A 19,014-nucleotide genomic window follows, 5' to 3' on the forward strand; every position below is an offset into this window, starting at 1 on the left:
CGTCATTGCACCGAACCGAACCGCCCGCCCGCCAGGCCGGGGAACCCGGCGCCTCCCGGCCGAGGCGTGAGAACCGGATCGCCGTCCCTGCCCGGTCTGCCCCCGTTCTCAATTCGCCAGGTAACGCCAGCCTTCTGCTCCCCCTGCAGGTGGGGCGGCCCGTCCCGTCCCGCCCGCGCTCTGTCCATGCCCGCCCCCCTGCGGGCGAGGCCGTCGCACACCACTTCGCCGCCCAGCGGCCGACGGCACCGTCTCCGTCCGCCGACAGGCGTCAACCACCGCTCTTGTGAAGGAGATTGCACCAGGAGAGACGTCGCCATCACCTCGCGAACCATCCCGCCAACCGTTGCCGACTACCGCAGTGCCGAGGGGAGGAGCTTCGATGCCGGCCGCACCTGCCGCCGCCCACCAGCGCACCGACTACCGACTGTTCCTCCCGGCCTGCACCGCATGGGCAGTGACTTCCGCCGCTCTCGCCCTGGACCCGGGGCGACACCCCTCGCTGCTCATGGCCGCTCTGGCAGCCGCAGTTGCCTCCCTCGTCCTGCTCACTACGAAAGGCCCCCGCCGTTCGATCCACCGCCTGACCGCCGCAGTCCTCCTGACCGCCGCCACGGCAGCCACCACCACCGTCCTGCACACCGCGGACCTGCACCGTGGTCCGTTACCCGCACTGGCCCACCCGGCCGCGCTGCCCGTCGCGGCCGGACAACGGGCCGATGGCGACGGACGGAGCGGTTCGGTGCAACCGAAGGAGGAGAAGCCCGCCAACCCTGAGATCACCGTCGAGCTGATCGTCACGGGCGACCCGAAACAGCACGGCTCGCACACCCAGGGCAGTTCCCTGTCCAGACCGACCCTCACCGTGCCCGCCCTCGTCACCCGAGTCCGTGCCTCCCCCTACCCCGGCAACGGCTCCCCGCCGACGCCCGTGGCCACCCGTACACCCGTCACCCTGCTGATCCGCTCCCAGGAGGACTATCCATGGCAGCAGTCGATCCCCTCCACCGAGTTGGAACTGCGGGCAGAAGTACTGCCGGAGCGGCCACCGGCGGCCGGTGCGCCGGGAGGGCGGTCCCGGATCGACAGCGCGGCGCTGCTCGCCCCGCAGGGGCAGCCGCGCGTCGTCACCCCGCCGAACCTTCCGCAGCGGCTCGCGGCCCACCTCCGCAAAGGGCTCCGGGACGCCTGCGACCACCTGCCGCCGGACACCCGAGGGCTGCTCCCCGGACTGGTGGTGGGCGACGTGTCCCGGCTGCCCGAAGACCTGTCGGACGCGTTCCGAGCCACCGACCTCGGCCACCTGGTCGCGGTGAGCGGCGCCAACCTGGCGATCGTCCTGGCCGTCCTGGTCGGCGGTACCTCCAGTGAGCCCGACACCCCCGGCCGCGGCGGTCTGGCCGGACTGCTGGGCCTCTCGTTCCGCACCACGGCGCTGCTGGGGACCGTGCTGACGCTGGCGTTCGTCACCGTCTGCCGACCCGACCCGAGCGTGCTCAGAGCCGCCGCCACCGGGTTGATCGGCCTGCTGGCACTCGCCACCGGCCGACCGCGAAGAGGCGTCCCCGCACTGGCCGGAGCGGTACTGATCCTGATCCTGCTCGACCCGTACCTGGCCCGCTCGTACGGTTTCCTGCTCTCCACGTTGGCCACCGCCGGGCTGCTGCTGCTCGGCCCGAGATGGACGGCGGCACTTCGGGCACGCCACTGGCCGCACCACCTGGCGTCGGCGGTCGGCGCCACCGCCGCAGCGCAGGCGTTCTGCTCGCCGGTCACCGTGCTGCTCGCGCCCCGGATCAGCCTGGTCGGGGTGCCGTGCAACCTGCTGGCCGAGATCGCGGTCGCCCCGGCCACCCTGCTCGGGTTCGGGGCCCTCGTGGTCGCACCCCTCTCGAAGGGCGCCGCAGAGTTCCTGGCGGACCTCGCGGCGCTGCCAGTCGGATGGCTGGCCGCGGTCGCACGGCGCGGGGCAGAACTTCCGGGAGCCGAACTCGCCTGGCCTGCCGGTTCGTTCGGCGCGATCCTGCTGATCGTGGTCATCGTCTCGCTGGCCTGGGCGGTGCCGCCGCTGCTGGCCGGCCGCCAGTTCCGGCACCGGCGGACGAGGGTGCTGGTGGCGCTCGCGGTCGCGCTGCTGCTGCCAGTGGTGCTGCTGCGTCCGGCCTCCGTCGTCCGACTGGCAACCGGATGGCCCGCGTCGGGCTGGCGGTTGGCGATGTGCGACATCGGGCAGGGCGACATGACGGTTCTGCCCGTCGGGCCGGGCACCGCCGTGGTGGTGGACGCCGGGCCCGATCCCAAGGCGGCCGACGCCTGCCTGCGGGGGCTCGGTGTCACCAGAGTCCCGCTGCTGCTGCTCACCCACTTCCACGCCGACCACGCGGAAGGCATCCCCGGCGTGCTGCGCGGCCGGTCGGTCGGGGCGATCGAGGTGACCACCTCGGAGGAGTCGAACGGCGAACGCTCCCGGGTGTTCCGCTGGGCGGCTGCCGCCGGCATTCCGGTGGTGCACGCGCAGCGGGGCGAACGCCGCACCGCCGGGGCCGAACTCACCTGGGAGGTCCTGTGGCCCACTTCGCCGCTGCCCGCCGAGGCCGAGGGGCCGAACAACTCCAGCATCGCGGTCCTCGCCGAACTCGGCCCGCCAGCAGACCCGTTGCGCGTCGCCCTGCTCGGAGACCTGGAGCCCCCGGCCCAGGCCGCCGTGCTGGCACTCGGGCTACCGCCCTCGTCCTCGTCGGCGGTTCGTGGATCCGGCGATGAGATGTCAACTTCCAGGGATGGGAAGGGCGGTGGGGGTGTGGGGTCTGCGAGGGCGGGTGGGGGTGCCGATCGGGGTGTGGTGCGGAGCGGTCCAGGGCCGCCGGGGGTGGGGAGGGTGGACGTCCTCAAGGTGGCGCACCACGGATCGGCCAACCAGGACTGGTCGTTGATGGCCGCGCTCCGTCCGCGGCTGGCGCTGATCTCCTGCGGCGCCGGCAACTCGTACGGGCATCCGGCGTCCCAGACCGTGGCGGGGCTGAAGGCGCTCGGTGCGACGGTGGTCAGGACCGACCGTTCCGGGGACATCGCGGTGCTGGGCGACACGCGGTCCCTGGCCGTGGCGACCCACCTGCACCAGAGCCGGGGTTGACCGGTGCGCAGCCGGAAAGCGGCTGGGAACGCAAACGCCCGCCCGATCGGGTCCGGAACCTCGTTCGGGCGGGGCCGGCAGTGAGGGGGAAGGCTCGCTGGGCGGGGCGGGGCGGGGGAGGGTCAGCCCTGCTCCCGCCACCCGTCCTGTTCGGTGACGAGCCGGTCGAGTGCGGTCAGCAGTTGGGGGGTCCAGCCGTCCTCTTCGGGGGCCTCGACCACCACCAGCCACTGGGCGTCCTCGGCGTCGTCCTCCCCGGCGAGGGAGTCCCGGACCACCTCGACGTCGCCCAGTTCGGGCCAGCGCGCGCTCAACTCCTCAGCGATCTCCTCCGCCGCATCGCGGTCGGGGAGGACGAGCAACTGACGGTCATTGTTCTCGATCACGTCGTCATTGTCCTCGGCCCCGCACCCCGCCCGGCACCGCCCCGGCTTCCCCGGTGGGCGGTGCGCGAAGGGCTGAGGGAAAGGGTGCGGGACGGAAAGGAGGAGAGGTGACCGGCGAGGTGCGGGACGGGGGCGTGGCGCGAGGGGCTGTCGGCGCGGCATGCGATCCTGGTAGGCGATGGCCAGGAAGAGTGCACCCGACGACCTGCTCGCCCCGCTGACCGTTGCGGTCGGCCAGGAAGAGCTGCTGCTGGACCGCGCGGTGGCCGAGGTGGTGGCGGCGGCACGGGCAGCGGACCCGGAGACGGACGTCCGGGACCTCGCGCCGGGCGGGTTGCAGCCGGGGCAGTTGGCGGAGCTCACCACGCCCTCGCTCTTCGCGGAGCGGAAGGTCATCGTGGTCAGGGCCGCGCAGGACCTCTCGGCCGACTCGGTCAAGGAGGTCAAGGCCTACCTGGAGTCGCCCGCCGAAGAAGTGATCATGGTGCTGGTGCACGCGGGCGGTGCCAAGGGCAAGGGCCTGCTGGACGCGGCGAAGAAGTCGGGCGCCCGGGAGGTCGCCTGCGCGAAGCTCACCAAGGCGAGCGAGAAACTGGCCTTCATCCGCAACGAGTTCCGCACCCTGGGCCGTGCGGCCAGCCCCGAGGCCTGCCAGGCGCTGCTGGACTCCCTGGGCAGCGACCTGCGGGAACTGTCGGCCGCGTGCAGCCAGTTGACCGCCGACATCGAGGGCCCGATCGACGAGACGGCGGTTGCCAAGTACTACAGCGGCCGTGCCGAGGCGACCGGCTTCGAGGTGGCCGACCTCGCGGTGACCGGTCGGGCCGCCGAAGCCCTGGAGCGGCTGCGCTGGGCCCTGGCGGTCGGTCAGCCGCCGACCGGCATCACCTACGCCCTCGCCTCCGGCGTCCGCAGCATCGGCCGGCTCGCCTCCGCGGGCCGCAACCTGCGGCCCGGCGACCTGGCGCGCGAACTGGGCATGCCGCCGTGGAAGGTCGACCGGGTGCGCCAGCAGATGCGCGGCTGGACGGGCGACGGCGTGGCCGCCGCGCTGACCGCGGTCGCCCAGGCCGACGCCGAGGTGAAGGGCGGGTCCGACGACCCCGCGTACGCGCTGGAACGCGCCGTCGTCGCGGTCGCCCGGGCCTCCCGGGCGGGGTCCCGCCCCTACTAGCACCCAGCAACTAGCGCCAGGGCGAGCAGCAGGGCCTCACCCGGGGGCTCTGCCGCTGGAGCTGCGCCGCTGGATCTGCTCGGAGGGCGGAGGCGGGCGGTCCTCCCGTTCCGGAAGGGGGCCCGTTTCGGGAGGGGGCGGGCGGTCTTCTCGTGCGTCGGGCGGGCCGGGCCCGCGCCCGTACCGGGCTGACGCCCGCCGCCCGTTCACCCGGCTTCGGAGCGGGAACCGGAGGAGGGAGCCGGAGGAGGAGGGGGCTGGAACGCCGACTGCCCGCCCGGGAGGCCCGGGCGGGCAGTGGAAGGGTGCGGGCCCGTGGACGGGCGCTCGCACTGTGAAGCTGGGTGTACCGCACCCGCGTGGCGAACGCAGGCCGCGTGCGGTACGGGTCGTGCGGCTTGTCGGGACTCCGGGTAGAGGGCCGGGGTGCCGGGAGCGGATGGTCGGCGGGGCGGGTAGAGGGCCGCAGGTCCGTGTCGACCGGGGTGGTGCGGGGTGGCACCGGGGTACGGCGGGCCGTACCGGGGAAGCCGGATCAGGCAGCGGCGTTGACGCGCTTGGTGATCGCGGACTTCTTGTTGGCGGCCTGGTTCTTGTGGATGACGCCCTTGCTCACGGCCTTGTCGAGGGCCTTGGAGGCGGCGCGGGCCAGCTCGGTGGCCTTCTCGGACTCACCGGCGGCAGCGGCCTCGCGGGCCTTGCGCAGGGCGGTCTTCAGCGAGGACTTGACGGCCTTGTTGCGCAGGCGCGCCTTCTCGTTGGTCTTGTTGCGCTTGATCTGGGACTTGATGTTCGCCACGAAAGAGCCTCAGTCTGTGTGAATCGTTGCTACGACGGGTCGCACCCCGGTTGCCGCTCGGGCAGCTGAGAGGGCATGCCGAGGGCGGAGTGCAGCGGCCCACGCTACCAGGGGCGTCCCGGCCCGCCCAAACCGGACCGCCGGGCCCTGCCCCGGGGCCGGGACAAGCCCGGCCTCGGTCCCGGGACAAGTCCTGCCGCGGGCCCGGGGGGCGAGCCCGGTCGCCGGCCCGGCGGCCGACGGGCCGTCAGGCGGTGAGCAGCGGCTCGCCGTAGTGCTCGACGGCCGGGAACGGGTCGTAGAAGCGGTGCAGCAGTTCGCGCCAGCGCGCGTACTCGGGGGAGCGGCGGAAGCCCTCGGTGTGGTCCTCCAGGGCGTCCCAGCCGACCTGCAGCAGGAAGCGCGAGGTGCGCCCCTCGTCCAGGCAGCGGCGCAGTTCGAGGGAGCGGAAGCCGCGCTGGGCGGCGATCAGCGGGCGGGCCTCGGCGAAGGCGGCGAGGAAGTCCTGCTCCTGGCCGGGACGGACGTCGAGCAGGGCGCTTTCCAAGATCATGCGGCGATCGTCCCGCACACCCGCTCGGGCGGGAAGGCCCGGGGGTCGTTCGGCATGGGAGGATGGGCGGAACCATTATTGATCGGACCAGAAATCGGACCAAGGTGCCCGCGACTCCCAGCAACGTGCCAGAGCCCAGCCGTACTGACCCGGCGGTGATCCGCAACTTCTGCATCATCGCCCACATCGACCACGGCAAGTCGACGCTCGCCGACCGGATGCTGCAGATCACCGGCGTGGTGGACCCCCGGCAGATGCGCGCCCAGTACCTCGACCGGATGGACATCGAGCGCGAGCGCGGCATCACCATCAAGTCCCAGGCCGTCCGTCTCCCCTGGGCGCCCCGGTCCGGTGAGAGCGCGGGCACGACGCACATCCTCAACATGATCGACACCCCCGGCCACGTGGACTTCACGTACGAGGTGTCCCGTTCCCTCGCGGCCTGCGAGGGCACCATCCTGGTGGTCGACGCCGCCCAGGGCATCGAGGCGCAGACCCTCGCCAACCTGTACCTGGCGCTGGAGAACGACCTCACGATCATCCCGGTGCTCAACAAGATCGACCTGCCGGCCGCCCAGCCGGAGAAGTACGCCGCCGAGATCGCGCACATCATCGGCTGCGACCCGGAGGACGTGCTGAAGGTCTCCGCGAAGACCGGCCTCGGCGTCGAGGACCTGCTCGACCACGTGGTCGAGCGGATCCCGGCCCCGGTCGGCGTCAAGGACGCCCCGGCCCGCGCGATGATCTTCGACTCGGTGTACGACGCCTACCGCGGCGTGGTCACCTACGTGCGAGTGGTGGACGGCCAGCTCACCAAGCGCGAGCGGATCGCCATGATGTCCACCGGCGCGACCCACGAGCTGCTGGAGATCGGCGTCATCTCGCCGGAGCCGAAGGTCGCCGACGGCCTCGGCGTGGGCGAGGTCGGCTACATCATCACCGGTGTGAAGGACGTCCGGCAGTCCAAGGTCGGTGACACCATCACCTCGATGCACAAGGGTGCGACCGAGCCCCTGGGCGGCTACAAGGACCCGCGCCCGATGGTGTTCTCCGGTCTCTACCCGCTGGACGGCTCGGACTACCCGCTGCTGCGCGACGCGCTGGACAAGCTGCGGCTGAACGACGCGGCACTGGTCTACGAGCCGGAGACCTCGGTCGCGCTCGGCTTCGGCTACCGCTGCGGCTACCTCGGCCTGCTGCACCTGGAGATCATCCGGGAGCGCCTGGAGCGCGAGTTCAACCTCGACCTGATCTCCACCGCCCCGAACGTGATCTACCGGGTGGTCATGGAGGACGGCAGCGAGCACACCGTCACCAACCCGAGCGAGTTCCCCACCGGCAAGATCGCCGAGGTGTACGAGCCGGTGGTGCGCGGCACCATCCTCGCCCCCAACGAGTTCGTCGGCGCGATCATGGAGCTGTGCCAGGCCCGCCGCGGCAACCTGCAGGGCATGGACTACCTCTCGGAGGACCGGGTCGAGCTGCGCTACACGCTGCCGCTGGCCGAGATCGTCTTCGACTTCTTCGACCAGTTGAAGTCCAAGACCCGCGGCTACGGCTCCTTCGACTACGAGCCGATCGGCGAGCAGACCGCCGACCTGGTCAAGGTCGACATCCTGCTGCACGGCGACGCGGTGGACGCGTTCTCCGCGATCGTGCACAAGGACAAGGCGTACAACTACGGCGTGATGATGGCCGGGAAGCTGCAGAAGCTCATCCCGCGCCAGCAGTTCGAGGTGCCGATCCAGGCCGCGATCGGCTCCCGGGTGATCGCCCGCGAGACGGTCCGGGCGATCCGCAAGGACGTCCTCGCCAAGTGCTACGGCGGTGACATCTCGCGCAAGCGCAAGCTGCTGGAGAAGCAGAAGGAAGGCAAGAAGCGGATGAAGATGGTCGGCCGGGTGGAGGTCCCGCAGGAGGCCTTCATCGCCGCGCTGTCGACGGACGCGGAGGCCCCGAAGGAGAAGAAGTAGCTCCGGGGCAGTACGACGGCGGTGGGCCGGTTCCCCCTCCCGGGAGGGGGAACCGGCCCACCGGCGTTTCAGCGCAGCGACAGCGGCAGGCCCTTGACGATGCCCGCCTTGACCAGGCGGCCGGCCGGGCCGGTCAGCACCCGGGGCCGCATCGAGTCGTCGCCGTGGATCAGCTGCACCAGTGCCTCGCCGCGCCCCAGGCTCAGGCACTGGGTGACGTAGCGGAACGAGAACGGCTTGCCGGTGCGGCCGGTGAGCAGCTTCGCCAGGTAGCGGCCCTGCGGCATGGCGGTGGCGCAGGCCATCCGGAGTTCGCCGGTGCCGGGCAGGTCGACGGCGGCGGCGTCGCCGATCACGTACACGTCGGGGTGCGAGAGCGAGCGCAGGTGGTCGTCCACCAGGGCACGGCCGCGGGCGTTGACGGCCAGGCCGGACTCGGCGGCCAGCGGGTGCGGCTCCAGCGAGGCGGCCCACACCACCACCTGCGCCGGGACGTCCCCGTCCGGGCAGGTCAGCCCGTCCGCGGTGACGGCGGTGACCCGGTGCTCCTCGTCGACCCGCACCCCGAGGCGGCCGAGCACCGCCAGGACGTGCGCCCGGCCGCGTGCCGACAGCCAGCCGCCGACCCGGCCGGCGGCGACCAGCCGGACCTGCCAGGCCGGGTACGCCTCGGCCAGCTCGGTGGCCAGCTCGATGCCGGTCGGGCCGCCGCCGACCACCGCGACGGTGCCGGGCGCGGGGGCTCCGGCGAGGCGGCGGCGCAACTCCTCGGCGCGCTCCGCCGAGTACGCGTGCTCGGCGGCCCCCGGGACGCCGCCCCAGGCGGTGCGGCTGCCGAGCGCGTACACCAGGGTGTCGTAGGCCAGCCGCCCGCCGTCCTCGGTGCGCACCTCGCGGGCGTCCAGGTCGATCCCGACGGCCCGGGTGGCCCGGTGGGCGACCCGGCGGCCGCGCAGCACGCGGGCGATCTCGGGGCGGGCCACCGTCCGGCCCGCGGCGATCTCGTGCTGCCGGACGCGGTGGGCGAAGCGCTGTTCGGGGGCGACCAGGGTGACCCGGTCCGGCCCGCGGCCGATCCCGGCGGCGGCGGACAGCCCCGCGTAGCCCGCGCCGATCACCACGATGTGCTTGCCGGTCATCTCGTCCTCCTCCGTGACCCCGCCGGTGGCGGTTCTGGAAGGGGGACGGGGCAGCCCGGACGGGTGTGACCGTGAGCCGGGTCACACCACCGTGAGCCGGGCCGCACCGCCGCCGACCGGGCCGCACCGCTGCGAGCCGGGTCGCACCGCCGCCGGCCGGGTCACTCCGTCGCGAGGTGCCCGAGCTTCTCCGGGTTGACCATCACGTACGCGGCGGTGATCCGGCCCTCCGCGACGGTGAACGCCATCACGCAGCCGACCGTGCCGGGCGCCGCGTACCAGAGCGCGCCGAGCTCGCCGTTGACCGTGGCCGGCAGCAGCGGGTGCTCCGGGTCGACCGCGCGGGTGGTGAGCTTGCGCAGCAGCCGGGCCACCCGGAGCGCGCCGAACACCGGGCGGCGCACCGCGTTGACGATGCCGCCGCCGTCGGCGTGCCAGGCCACCTCGGGGTCGAGCAGTTCCATCAGCGCGGCCAGGTCGCCGCCGGTGGCCGCGGCGATGAACGCCGTCACCACCCGGTGGTGCTCGGCCGGGTCGACCGGTCCGCGCCGACCGCCGTCGCGGACCCGGCGGCGGGCCCGGGAGGCGAGCTTGCGGGCGGCCTCGGGGGAGCGGTCCAGGACCGGGGCGATCTCGTCGAAGCCGACCGCGAACACGTCGTGCAGCACGAACGCCGCCCGCTCGGCCGGGGTCAGCTGCTCCATCACCGCCAGCATCGCCACCGACACCGCCTCGCCCAGTTCGGCCTGTTCGGCGGGGGAGTCCGCGGCGGTGAGCACCGGTTCCGGCAGCCACTCGCCGACGTAGGCCTCCCGGCGGGCCCGGGCCGAGCCCAGTTGGTCGTAGCAGAGCCGGGTGACCACCGTGGTCAGGTACGCGCGCGGGTCGGCGACTGCCGAGCGGTCGGCGGACTGCCAGCGCAGCCAGGCGTCCTGGAGCACGTCCTCGGCGTCCGTGACCGAGCCCAGCAGCCGGTAGGCCACCGCGCCCAGGTAGCGGCGCTCGGTCTGGAAGGCGTCCACCGGCCCGGCGGGTCCGGGGCCGGGACGGCGGGTGAGGGCGGGAGTCGGATCGGCCACCCGCCCACGGTAGCGCGCCGCACGGCGGCCGCCGCGCCCGGTACTTGACCCGGCGTCAGCGGACGGGAAACGCCGGGGGAGGCCCGCCCCGTGGCGGACCTCCCCCGGCGCGGCGGGCGGTGCGGGGTCAGTCGACCTCGGCCACCGCCTGGGCGAACTGGGCCTGGTAGAGGCGCGCGTAGGCGCCGTCCGCGGCGATCAGCCCGTCGTGGGTGCCCTGCTCGACGATCGAGCCGTTCTCCATCACCAGGATCACGTCGGCGTCCCGGATGGTGGAGAGCCGGTGGGCGATCACGAAGCTGGTGCGGCCGGTGCGCAGTTCGGCCATGGCGCGCTGGATCAGCACCTCGGTGCGGGTGTCGACGGAGCTGGTGGCCTCGTCGAGGACCAGGATCGAGGGCTGGGCGAGGAAGGCCCGGGCGATGGTGATCAGCTGCTTCTCGCCCGCGCTGACGCCGGTGCCCTCGTCGTCCAGGACGGTGTCGTAGCCCTCGGGCAGGGTCCGCACGAAGCGGTCGACGTGGGCGGCCCTCGCGGCCTCGACCACCTGTTCGCGGGTGGCGCTCTCGGCGCCGTAGGCGATGTTCTCGGCGATGGTGCCGCCGAACAGCCAGGTGTCCTGGAGCACCATGCCGATGCCGGAGCGCAGTTCCTCGCGGGACATCGCGGCGATGTCCACCCCGTCCAGGGTGATCCGGCCGCCGCTGACCTCGTAGAACCGCATCAGCAGGTTGACCATGGTGGTCTTGCCGGCGCCGGTCGGGCCGACGATGGCCACCGTGTGGCCGGGCTCGACCTTCAGGGACAGCCCGTCGATGAGCGGCTTGTCGGGGTCGTAGCGGAAGGAGACGTCCTCGAACGCGACCCGGCCGCGGACCTCGGCGGGGTGCTCGGGGTGCTGGGGCTCGGGGGACTGCTCCTCGGCGTCCAGCAGCTCGAAGACCCGCTCGGCGGAGGCGACGCCGGACTGCACCAGGTTGGCCATCGAGGCGACCTGGCTGAGCGGCTGGCTGAACTGCCGGGAGTACTGGATGAACGCCTGCACGTCGCCGATGGACAGCGCGCCGGAGGCCACCCGCAGGCCGCCGACCACCGCGACCAGCACGTAGTTGATGTTGCCGACCAGCATCATCGCGGGCTGGATGATGCCCGAGATGAACTGCGCCCGGAAGGACGCCTCGTAGAGCGCCTGGTTCTCCTTGTCGAAGAGCTCCGCGGCCTCCTGCTGGCGGCCGAAGACCTTCACCAGGCTGTGCCCGGTGAACATCTCCTCGATGTGCGCGTTGAGCTTGCCGGTGGAGCCCCACTGCTTGATGAACTGCGGCTGGGCGCGCTTGCCGACCTTGGTGGCGACCACCACCGAGACCGGCACCGAGATCAGCGCGATCACCGCCAGCAGCGGCGAGATCCAGAACATCATCGCCAGCACGCCGACGATGGTGAGCAGCGAGTTCACCACCTGGCCCATGGTCTGCTGCATGGACTGGTTGATGTTGTCGATGTCGTTGGTGACCCGGCTGAGCACCTCGCCGCGCGGCTGGCGGTCGAAGTAGCTGAGCGGCAGCCGGGACAGCTTCGCCTCGACCTCCTCGCGCAGCCGGAACACCGTGCGGTTGATCGCCAGCGCGGCCAGCCGGCCCTGGAGGATGCCGAACAGGACGGCCACCAGGTAGATGCCCAGCACCCAGAGCAGGATGCCGCCGATGGCGCCGAAGTCCATGCCCCGGCCGGGCGTGAAGTCGATCGAGGAGAGCAGGTCGGCGATGTTGCCCTCGCCCTTGGCGCGCAGCCCGTCCAGGACGGCCTGCTTGCTGGGGGCGCCCGCGAAGCGCGGACCGGTGGCTCCGGCGACGATCAGGTCGGTCGCCTTGCCGAGCACCCGGGGGCCGGCCACCGCGCAGCCGACGGAGAGCGCGCCCAGGCCGAGCACGGTGAGCAGCAGCTTGCGCTCGGGGCCGAGCAGGCCGAGCAGGCGCTTGGCGGAGCCGCCGAAGTCCTTGGACTTCTCGGTGCCCTGCGCGCCCATGAACCGGCCCGGTCCGCCGCCGCCGCGCCGGGCCGCCGCCTCCTGCGAACCGGACTGCTCGGGCGCTTCGGGCGCTTCGGGCGCCTCGGCGGCTCCGTCGGCCGCGGCGGCGGGCTTGGACAGGTCGGGCTTGTCGGGGGTGGTCACGCCGCCTCCTGCTCGGTGAGCTGGGAGAGCACGATCTCCCGGTACGTCGGGTTGCCGGCCATCAGCTCCTGGTGGGTGCCGGAGCCGACGACGGCGCCCTCGTCGAGGACGATGATGCGGTCGGCGTCGCGGATGGTGGAGACCCGCTGGGCGACGATCACCACGGTGGCGTCCCCGGTCTCCTGGGAGAGGGCGGCGCGCAGCCGGGCGTCGGTGGCGTAGTCGAGGGCGGAGAAGGAGTCGTCGAACAGGTAGATCTCGGGCCGGCGGACCAGCGCGCGGGCGATCGCCAGGCGCTGGCGCTGGCCGCCGGAGACGTTGGTGCCGCCCTGGGCGATCGGGGCGTCCAGGCCCTCGGGGAACTTCTGCACGAAGTCCTTGGCCTGGGCGGTCTCCAGCGCCTGCCAGAGCTCCTCGTCGGTGGCCTCGGGCTTGCCGTAGCGCAGGTTGGAGGCGACGGTGCCGGAGAACAGGTACGGCTTCTGCGGGACCAGCCCGATGATCTCGGACAGCTTCTGCGGGTCGAGCTCGCGGACGTCCACGCCGTCGATCAGGACCTCGCCGCCGGTGGCGTCGAACAGCCGGGGGACCAGCCCGAGCAGGGTGGTCTTGCCGGAGCCGGTGGAGCCGATGACGGCGGTGGTCTCGCCGGGCCGGGCGGTCAGGTCGACGCCGCGCAGCACGGGCGCCTCGGCGCCGGGGTAGCGGAAGTCGACGCCGCGCAGCTCCAGGGTGCCGTGGGCGCGCAGCTCGGTGACCGGGTGCAGCGGCGGCACGACGCTGGACTCGGTGTCCAGCACCTCCTGGATGCGTTCGGCGCAGACCTCGGCGCGCGGCACCATCATGAACATGAAGGTGGCCATCATGACGCTCATCAGGATCTGCATCAGGTAGGTGAGGAACGCGGTGAGCGCGCCGATCTGCATCCCGCCGCTGTTGATGCGGTGCGCGCCGAACCAGAAGACCGCGACGCTGGAGACGTTCACGACGCCCATCACGATCGGGAACATCAGCGACATCAGCCGGCCGACCCGCAGCGAGTAGTCGGCGAGCTCGCCGTTGGCGCCGGTGAAGCGCTGCTTCTCGTGGTCGTCCTTGACGAAGGCCCGGATGACCCGGATGCCGGTGATCTGCTCGCGCATGATCCGGTTGACCGCGTCGATCCGGGTCTGCATGCCGCGGAACTGCGGGCGCATCCTGGAGACCAGCACGGTGACCACCAGGCCCAGCGCGGGGACCACGGCGAGCAGCAGGCCGGACAGCGGCACGTCCTGGTTCAGCGCCATGACCACGCCGCCGACGCACATGATCGGCGCGGCGACCATCAGGGTGAAGGTCATCAGGGCCAGCATCTGGACCTGCTGGACGTCGTTGGTGGTGCGGGTGATCAGCGAGGGCGCGCCGAACTGGTTGAGCTCGCGGGCGGAGAAGTCCTGCACCCGGGAGAACACCGCGGAGCGGATGTCCCGGCCGATGGACATGGCGGTGCGCGCGCCGTAGTGGACCGCGCCGATCGAACAGACGGCCTGGGCCAGCGACACGCCGACCATGACCGCGCCGACCCGGAGGATGTAGCCGGTGTCGCCCTTGAGCACGCCGCTGTCGATGATGTCCGCGTTCAGCGTCGGCAGGTAGAGCATGCCGATGGTGGACACCAGCTGGAGCAGCACCAGCAGGGTGATGTCCCTGGAATAGGGGCCCAGATGGGCACGTAGGAGTCTGAAAAGCACCGTGACACTCTCGTCTGCGAAGGGGATGAGCGCATCCCGATTTCGGGTACCTGTGGGAAAGCTTCACGTCCGGACGGGTCCTGCACTGCCGACCGGGGAGTGTGCCAGCCCACGCCACCCCCTTACGGATCGGCTTTCCACCCCCTAGGCTGCTGGTGCCCTCTTGTTACTCACCGGTTTAAGTCGGTGGTCGGCCGCCCCCACGGCCGGTGTCCGCCCACTCTCGGTCCACCCGCCCCCGGAGGTCCTCGTTGAGTTCCGCGCAGTCCATGATCGAGCGGCGTCCGCCCTCCGTGGCGCACCTGTTGCTCAGCAGGGTAAAGGCCACCCCGAACGGTGAGGCCTACCGGTACCCGGTTCCGGTGGACGAGCAGGCCGCGGACAGCACCCCCGGCGCCGAGCAGTGGCGCTCGCTGACCTGGGCGCAGGCCCACCGGCGGATCACCGCGGTGGCGGCCGGCCTGATGGCGCTGGGCATCCGGGCCGAGGACCGGGTGGCGATCGCCTCCGCCACCCGGATCGAGTGGATCCTCGCCGACCTCGGCAACATGTGCGCCGGCGCCGCCACCACCACCGTCTACCCGAGCACCAACGCCGACGAGACCGCGTTCATCCTGGCCAACTCCGGCAGCCGCGCGCTGTTCGCCGAGAACGAGGGCCAGCTGCGCAAGGCCGCCGAGCAGAAGGCCGCGCTGCCCGAGCTGGAGTGGGTGGTCCTGTTCGACGCCCCGGCCGGCGGCGCCCCGCAGGCCGACGGCCTGACCGTCCTCACCCTCGCCGAGCTGGAGGAGCGCGGCGCCGCGCACCTGGCCGAGCACCCCGACGCGGTGCAGAAGGCCGTCGACTCGCTCGACAAGGAGCAGCTCGCCACCCTGATCTACACCTCCGGCACCACCGGCCGCCCCAAGGGCGTGCGCCTGGTGCACGACTGCTGGGCGTACGAGGGCGTGGCGCAGGAGGAGAGCGGGCTGCTGCGCGCGGACGACGTGCAGTTCATGTGGCTGCCGCTGTCGCACGTGTTCGGCAAGACGCTGATCTCCGGCCAGATCGCCACCGGCCACGTGATGGCGGTGGACGGCCGGGTGGACCGGATCATCCACAACCTGCCGGTGATCCGCCCGACCCTGATGGCCTCCGCGCCGCGGATCTTCGAGAAGGTCTACAACGGCATCGCGGGCAAGGCCCGGGCCGAGGGCGGCGCCAAGTACAAGATCTTCCTGTGGGCGGCCGGGGTGGCCCGCCGGTACGCGCAGACCGTCCAGGCGAGCAAGGTCGCCACCGGGCGGGAGAGCGCCCCGCTGGGCCTGCGGCTGCAGCACGGGCTGGCCGACAAGCTGGTGTACACCAAGATCCGGGCGGCGTTCGGCGGCCGGCTGCGCGGCGCGGTGTCCGGCAGCGCGGCGCTGGCGCCGGAGATCGGCTACTTCTTCAAGGGCGCGGGCGTCCCGGTGCTGGAGGGCTACGGCCTGACCGAGACCTCGGCCGGCTCCACCGTCAACCGGGCCGAGGACTTCCGGGTCGGCACCGTCGGCCTGCCGCTGCCCGGCACCGAGGTGCGGATCGCCGAGGACGGCGAGATCCTGCTGCGCGGCCCGGGCGTCATGCGCGGCTACCACGAGATGCCCGAGCAGACCGCCGAGGTGCTGGAGCCGGACGGCTGGTTCCACACCGGCGACATCGGCGAGCTCGGCGAGGGCGGCTACCTGCGGATCACCGACCGCAAGAAGGACATGTTCAAGACCTCCGGCGGCAAGTACGTCGCGCCCAGCGAGGTCGAGGGCAAGTTCAAGGCGATCTGCCCGTTCGTCAGCAACATCCTGGTGATCGGCAACGGCCGCAACTACTGCACCGCGCTGATCGGCCTGGACGAGTCGGTGATCATGCCGTGGGCCGCCGAGCACGGCCTGGCCGGCAAGCCGTACGCCGAGGTGGTCGCCGATCCGGCCACCGTCGAACTGATCGACGGCTTCGTCAAGCGCCTCAACGGCGAGCTGCAGCGCTGGCAGACGATCAAGAAGTTCGCGCTGCTCCCGCGCGACCTGGACATCGAGCACGGCGAACTCACCCCGAGCCTGAAGATCAAGCGCCCGGTGGTCGAGCGGACGTACGCCGACGAGGTCAGCGCGATGTACGCGGGCGCCAACGAGGCCTGAGCGGCCCCCGTCGCCCCACCCGGCCGGTAGCGGCCGGCGGACCCCTTTCGGGTTTCGCCGGCCGCTACCGGACAATGGGCGCATGCCCTCCGCACTCCCCGACGGCGAACCCGTGCCGTCCGACGGCTCGCTGCCCGCCCCCGCCCTGCACGGACTCGGCGCGCGGCCGTTCGGCTTCTACCTGCACGTGCCGTACTGCGCCAGCCGCTGCGGCTACTGCGACTTCAACACCTACACCGCCACCGAGCTGCGCTCCTCCGGCGCGGTCGCCTCGCAGGAGACGTACGCGGACAACGTGATCGCCGAGATCCGGCTGGCCCGCCGCGTCCTCGGCGACACCGACCTGCCGGTCGAGACGGTCTTCCTCGGCGGCGGCACCCCCACCCTGCTGCCCGCCCGCGACCTGGTGCGGATGCTGGCCGCGCTGCGCGAGGAGTTCGGGCTCGCCCCCGGCGCCGAGGTCACCACCGAGGCCAACCCGGAGTCCGTCGACCCGGCGTACCTGGCCGAACTGCGCGCCGGCGGCTACAACCGGATCTCCTTCGGCATGCAGAGCGCCCGCCCGCACGTGCTCGCCCTGCTCGACCGCCACCACACCCCCGGCCGCCCCGAAGCCTGCGTCGCCGAGGCCCGCGCGGCCGGCTTCGAGCACGTCAACCTCGACCTGATCTACGGCACCCCCGGCGAGTCCGACCAGGACTGGCAGGCCTCGCTGGACGCCGCGATCGGCGCCGGGCCCGACCACGTCTCCGCGTACTCGCTGATCGTCGAGGACGGCACCCGGCTGGCCGCCCGGGTCAAGCGCGGCGAACTCCCGATGATCGACGACGACGTGCACGCCGACCGCTACCTGATGGCCGAGACGGCGCTCGCCGCCGCCGGCTACCACTGGTACGAGGTCTCCAACTGGGCCACCACCCCCGAGGGCCGCTGCCGCCACAACGAGCTGTACTGGACCGGCGCCGACTGGTGGGGCGCCGGCCCCGGCGCGCACAGCCACGTCGGCGGCGTCCGCTGGTGGAACGCCAAGCACCCCGCCGCGTACGCCCAGGCCCTCGCCGAGGGCCGCACCCCCGCGCTCGGCCGCGAAGTGCTCGCCGACGAGGACCGCCGGGTCGAACGCATCCTGCTCGAACTGCGCCTCGCCGGGGGCTGCCCGCTCGACCTGCTCACCGCCGACGGCCGCGCCGCCGCCGACCGGGCCCTCGCCGACGGCCTGCTGGAGCCCGCCCCGTACGCGGCCGGCCGGGCCGCGCTGACCCTGCGCGGACGGCTGCTGGCGGACGGGGTGGTCCGCGACCTGGTCGACTGACGGCAGCGGCGGGCAGGACGCGGGGCCGGGGTGAAACGGTCCGGCAGCGCGCGCCGCGAGTCCCGAGGACCGCCCGTCGGAACCGACCGCACCGGACGGCTCCGGCGCGTTCCACCACCAGCACGTCGACGCGGTGCTCGGCTTCGTCACCCGCCGGGTCAGCGACTCGCACCTGGCCGCCGACATCTTCGTCGCCGCCCGGGAGGCCGCCGACGGCCACCGCCGTGGTGCTGCCCGCCGTGCTCGGCGGCGGGCACGGCGGCAACGCGGCCTACGCGGTCACCGAGGAGTCCGACGGCACCTTCCTGCTCGAACTGCGCGACCCGGCCGGGCTGTTCGGCACGGTCGCCGAGCTGCAGGGGCACGGCGTGAAGGCGGCCGGGCTCAAGCACGTGCAGGGCACCGCCGACGACCGCTGCCCGGACGCCCCCGACCAGCCGTCGCGGGCCCCGGCCGCGGTCCGGAGCGAACCGGGCGACCACGCCGCGGAGCGGATCGGCCCCAGCAGGATCCCGGCCGGCCCGAGCCCGCCCCGGCGGCTCAGGATCCGTCCGCGCCGGGCAGCGTGACGAAGTCGATCAACTCCTCGACCCGGCCGAGCAGTTCCGGCTCCAGGTCCTTCCAGCCGTCGACCGCGGCGAGGATCCGCCGCCAGGCCGCGGGGGTGTCCACCGGCCAGCCCAGCCGGCGGCACACCCCCTCCTTCCAGACCTCGCCGCGCGGCACCGCGGGCCAGGCGGGGATGCCCAGGGCGGACGGCTTGACGGCCTGCCAGACGTCCACGTACGGGTGGCCGACGACCAGCACGTGGTCGCCGGTCACCCGCTCGGCGATCCGGTGCTCCTTGGTGCCGGGCAGCAGGTGGTCGACCAGCACGCCCAGTCGGCGGCCGGGGCCGGGGGCGAAGGAGTCGACGATGGCGGGCAGGTCGTCCACGCCCTCCAGGTACTCCACCACCACGCCCTCGACCCGCAGGTCGTCGCCCCAGACCCGCTCGACCAGCTCGGCGTCGTGCCGGCCCTCGACGTAGATCCGCGACTCCCGCGCCACCCGGGCCCGGGCCCCCGGCACCGCGACCGACCCCGACGCGGTGCGCCCCGGCCCGCGCGGCGGCGCCGGAGCCGCGGCGACGGGCCGCACCAGCGTCACCACCCGTCCCTCCAGCAGGAACCCGCGCGGCACCAGCGGGAACACCCGGTGCTTGCCGAACCGGTCCTCCAACGTGACGGTGAACCCCTCCGCGGTCCGCTCGCAGCGCACCACCGCCCCGCAGAACCCGGTCGCCGCCTCCTCCACCACCAGGTCCCGCTCCGCCGCCACCTCCGGCGCCGCCTGCTGCCGCTTCCACGGCGGGGTCAGATCCGGCCCGTACTCCCTGCTCCGCATGGGCGGCAGTCTACGGAAGCCGAC

14 protein-coding genes are annotated in these 19,014 nt (G+C 72.9%); 6 read left to right on the forward strand and 8 right to left on the reverse strand.

Annotated elements, in window-relative coordinates:
• The first annotated feature begins 382 nt into the window (after window positions 1-382).
• On the forward strand, window positions 383-3,133 hold the full coding sequence (locus EDD39_RS12940) for a ComEC/Rec2 family competence protein (RefSeq protein WP_123555726.1): 2,751 nt from the start codon (window positions 383-385) through the stop codon (window positions 3,131-3,133).
• A 122-nt stretch (window positions 3,134-3,255) separates the two neighbouring features.
• Here EDD39_RS12940 and EDD39_RS12945 read toward each other — a convergent pair whose 3' ends face one another.
• Window positions 3,256-3,519: a hypothetical protein gene (locus EDD39_RS12945; RefSeq protein ID WP_123555728.1), complete on the reverse strand. Its 264-nt coding sequence runs from the start codon at window positions 3,517-3,519 to the stop codon at window positions 3,256-3,258.
• A gap of 178 nt (window positions 3,520-3,697) precedes the next feature.
• On the opposite strand from EDD39_RS12945, the gene holA reads away from it, so the two are divergent.
• Window positions 3,698-4,693, forward strand: a complete 996-nt coding sequence (holA, locus tag EDD39_RS12950) for a DNA polymerase III subunit delta (RefSeq protein WP_123555730.1) — start codon at window positions 3,698-3,700, stop codon at window positions 4,691-4,693.
• Between the two features lie 535 nt (window positions 4,694-5,228).
• On the opposite strand, the gene rpsT is transcribed toward holA, so the two are convergent.
• Both rpsT and EDD39_RS12960 read right to left on the reverse strand, forming a co-directional pair.
• Window positions 5,229-5,492 (reverse strand): 30S ribosomal protein S20, encoded by a 264-nt coding sequence (rpsT, locus tag EDD39_RS12955; RefSeq protein WP_030458212.1) that lies wholly within the window; start codon window positions 5,490-5,492, stop codon window positions 5,229-5,231.
• Between the two features lie 247 nt (window positions 5,493-5,739).
• Complete coding sequence (locus EDD39_RS12960) at window positions 5,740-6,045, reverse strand: antibiotic biosynthesis monooxygenase family protein (protein ID WP_123555732.1); 306 nt, start codon at window positions 6,043-6,045, stop codon at window positions 5,740-5,742.
• Window positions 6,046-6,149: 104 nt separating this feature from the next.
• On the opposite strand from EDD39_RS12960, the gene lepA reads away from it, so the two are divergent.
• Entirely contained in the window at window positions 6,150-8,018 is a 1,869-nt protein-coding gene (lepA, locus tag EDD39_RS12965; RefSeq protein ID WP_123555734.1) for a translation elongation factor 4, read from the forward strand.
• A 68-nt stretch (window positions 8,019-8,086) separates the two neighbouring features.
• Here lepA and EDD39_RS12970 read toward each other — a convergent pair whose 3' ends face one another.
• From EDD39_RS12970 to EDD39_RS12985, 4 genes are all read right to left on the reverse strand, one after another.
• Window positions 8,087-9,157, reverse strand: coding sequence for an NAD(P)/FAD-dependent oxidoreductase (locus EDD39_RS12970; protein ID WP_123555736.1), 1,071 nt, complete (start codon window positions 9,155-9,157; stop codon window positions 8,087-8,089).
• Window positions 9,158-9,318: 161 nt separating this feature from the next.
• On the reverse strand, window positions 9,319-10,236 hold the full coding sequence (gene sigJ, locus EDD39_RS12975; protein ID WP_244256700.1) for an RNA polymerase sigma factor SigJ: 918 nt from the start codon (window positions 10,234-10,236) through the stop codon (window positions 9,319-9,321).
• A gap of 127 nt (window positions 10,237-10,363) precedes the next feature.
• Window positions 10,364-12,262: an ABC transporter ATP-binding protein gene (locus tag EDD39_RS12980; RefSeq protein ID WP_208765614.1), complete on the reverse strand. Its 1,899-nt coding sequence runs from the start codon at window positions 12,260-12,262 to the stop codon at window positions 10,364-10,366.
• A gap of 143 nt (window positions 12,263-12,405) precedes the next feature.
• Window positions 12,406-14,139 (reverse strand): ABC transporter ATP-binding protein, encoded by a 1,734-nt coding sequence (locus tag EDD39_RS12985; protein WP_123555741.1) that lies wholly within the window; start codon window positions 14,137-14,139, stop codon window positions 12,406-12,408.
• 251 nt (window positions 14,140-14,390) lie between these two features.
• Between EDD39_RS12985 and EDD39_RS12990 the strand changes: the two genes are divergently transcribed.
• The 3 genes from EDD39_RS12990 (at window position 14,391) to EDD39_RS13005 (ending at window position 18,173) form a co-directional block, all read left to right on the forward strand.
• Window positions 14,391-16,292, forward strand: coding sequence for an AMP-dependent synthetase/ligase (locus EDD39_RS12990; RefSeq protein WP_123555743.1), 1,902 nt, complete (start codon window positions 14,391-14,393; stop codon window positions 16,290-16,292).
• A gap of 82 nt (window positions 16,293-16,374) precedes the next feature.
• On the forward strand, window positions 16,375-17,604 hold the full coding sequence (gene hemW / locus EDD39_RS12995) for a radical SAM family heme chaperone HemW (RefSeq protein ID WP_123555745.1): 1,230 nt from the start codon (window positions 16,375-16,377) through the stop codon (window positions 17,602-17,604).
• 224 nt (window positions 17,605-17,828) lie between these two features.
• Entirely contained in the window at window positions 17,829-18,173 is a 345-nt protein-coding gene (locus EDD39_RS13005; protein WP_123555747.1) for a hypothetical protein, read from the forward strand.
• Here the strand turns inward: EDD39_RS13005 and EDD39_RS13010 are convergent.
• Entirely contained in the window at window positions 18,145-18,990 is an 846-nt protein-coding gene (locus EDD39_RS13010; RefSeq protein ID WP_030458201.1) for a DUF3097 domain-containing protein, read from the reverse strand. The genes EDD39_RS13005 and EDD39_RS13010 overlap by 29 nt on opposite strands.
• Between the last annotated feature and the right edge of the window lie 24 nt (window positions 18,991-19,014).

The sequence above is a fragment of the Kitasatospora cineracea genome, from assembly GCF_003751605.1.
Lineage (GTDB): Bacteria > Actinomycetota > Actinomycetes > Streptomycetales > Streptomycetaceae > Kitasatospora > Kitasatospora cineracea.

Excerpts from the sequence above, each read along its gene's own strand:
- EDD39_RS12940 (WP_123555726.1), top strand. The coding sequence starts at position 383 with ATGCCGGCCGCACCTGCCGCCGCCCACCAGCGCACCGACTACCGACTG.
- holA (WP_123555730.1), top strand. The coding sequence starts at position 3,698 with ATGGCCAGGAAGAGTGCACCCGACGACCTGCTCGCCCCGCTGACCGTT.
- EDD39_RS12960 (WP_123555732.1), bottom strand. The coding sequence starts at position 6,045 with ATGATCTTGGAAAGCGCCCTGCTCGACGTCCGTCCCGGCCAGGAGCAG.
- EDD39_RS12970 (WP_123555736.1), bottom strand. The coding sequence starts at position 9,157 with ATGACCGGCAAGCACATCGTGGTGATCGGCGCGGGCTACGCGGGGCTG.
- EDD39_RS12980 (WP_208765614.1), bottom strand. The coding sequence starts at position 12,262 with ATGGGCGCGCAGGGCACCGAGAAGTCCAAGGACTTCGGCGGCTCCGCC.
- hemW (WP_123555745.1), top strand. The coding sequence starts at position 16,375 with ATGCCCTCCGCACTCCCCGACGGCGAACCCGTGCCGTCCGACGGCTCG.
- EDD39_RS13010 (WP_030458201.1), bottom strand. The coding sequence starts at position 18,990 with ATGCGGAGCAGGGAGTACGGGCCGGATCTGACCCCGCCGTGGAAGCGG.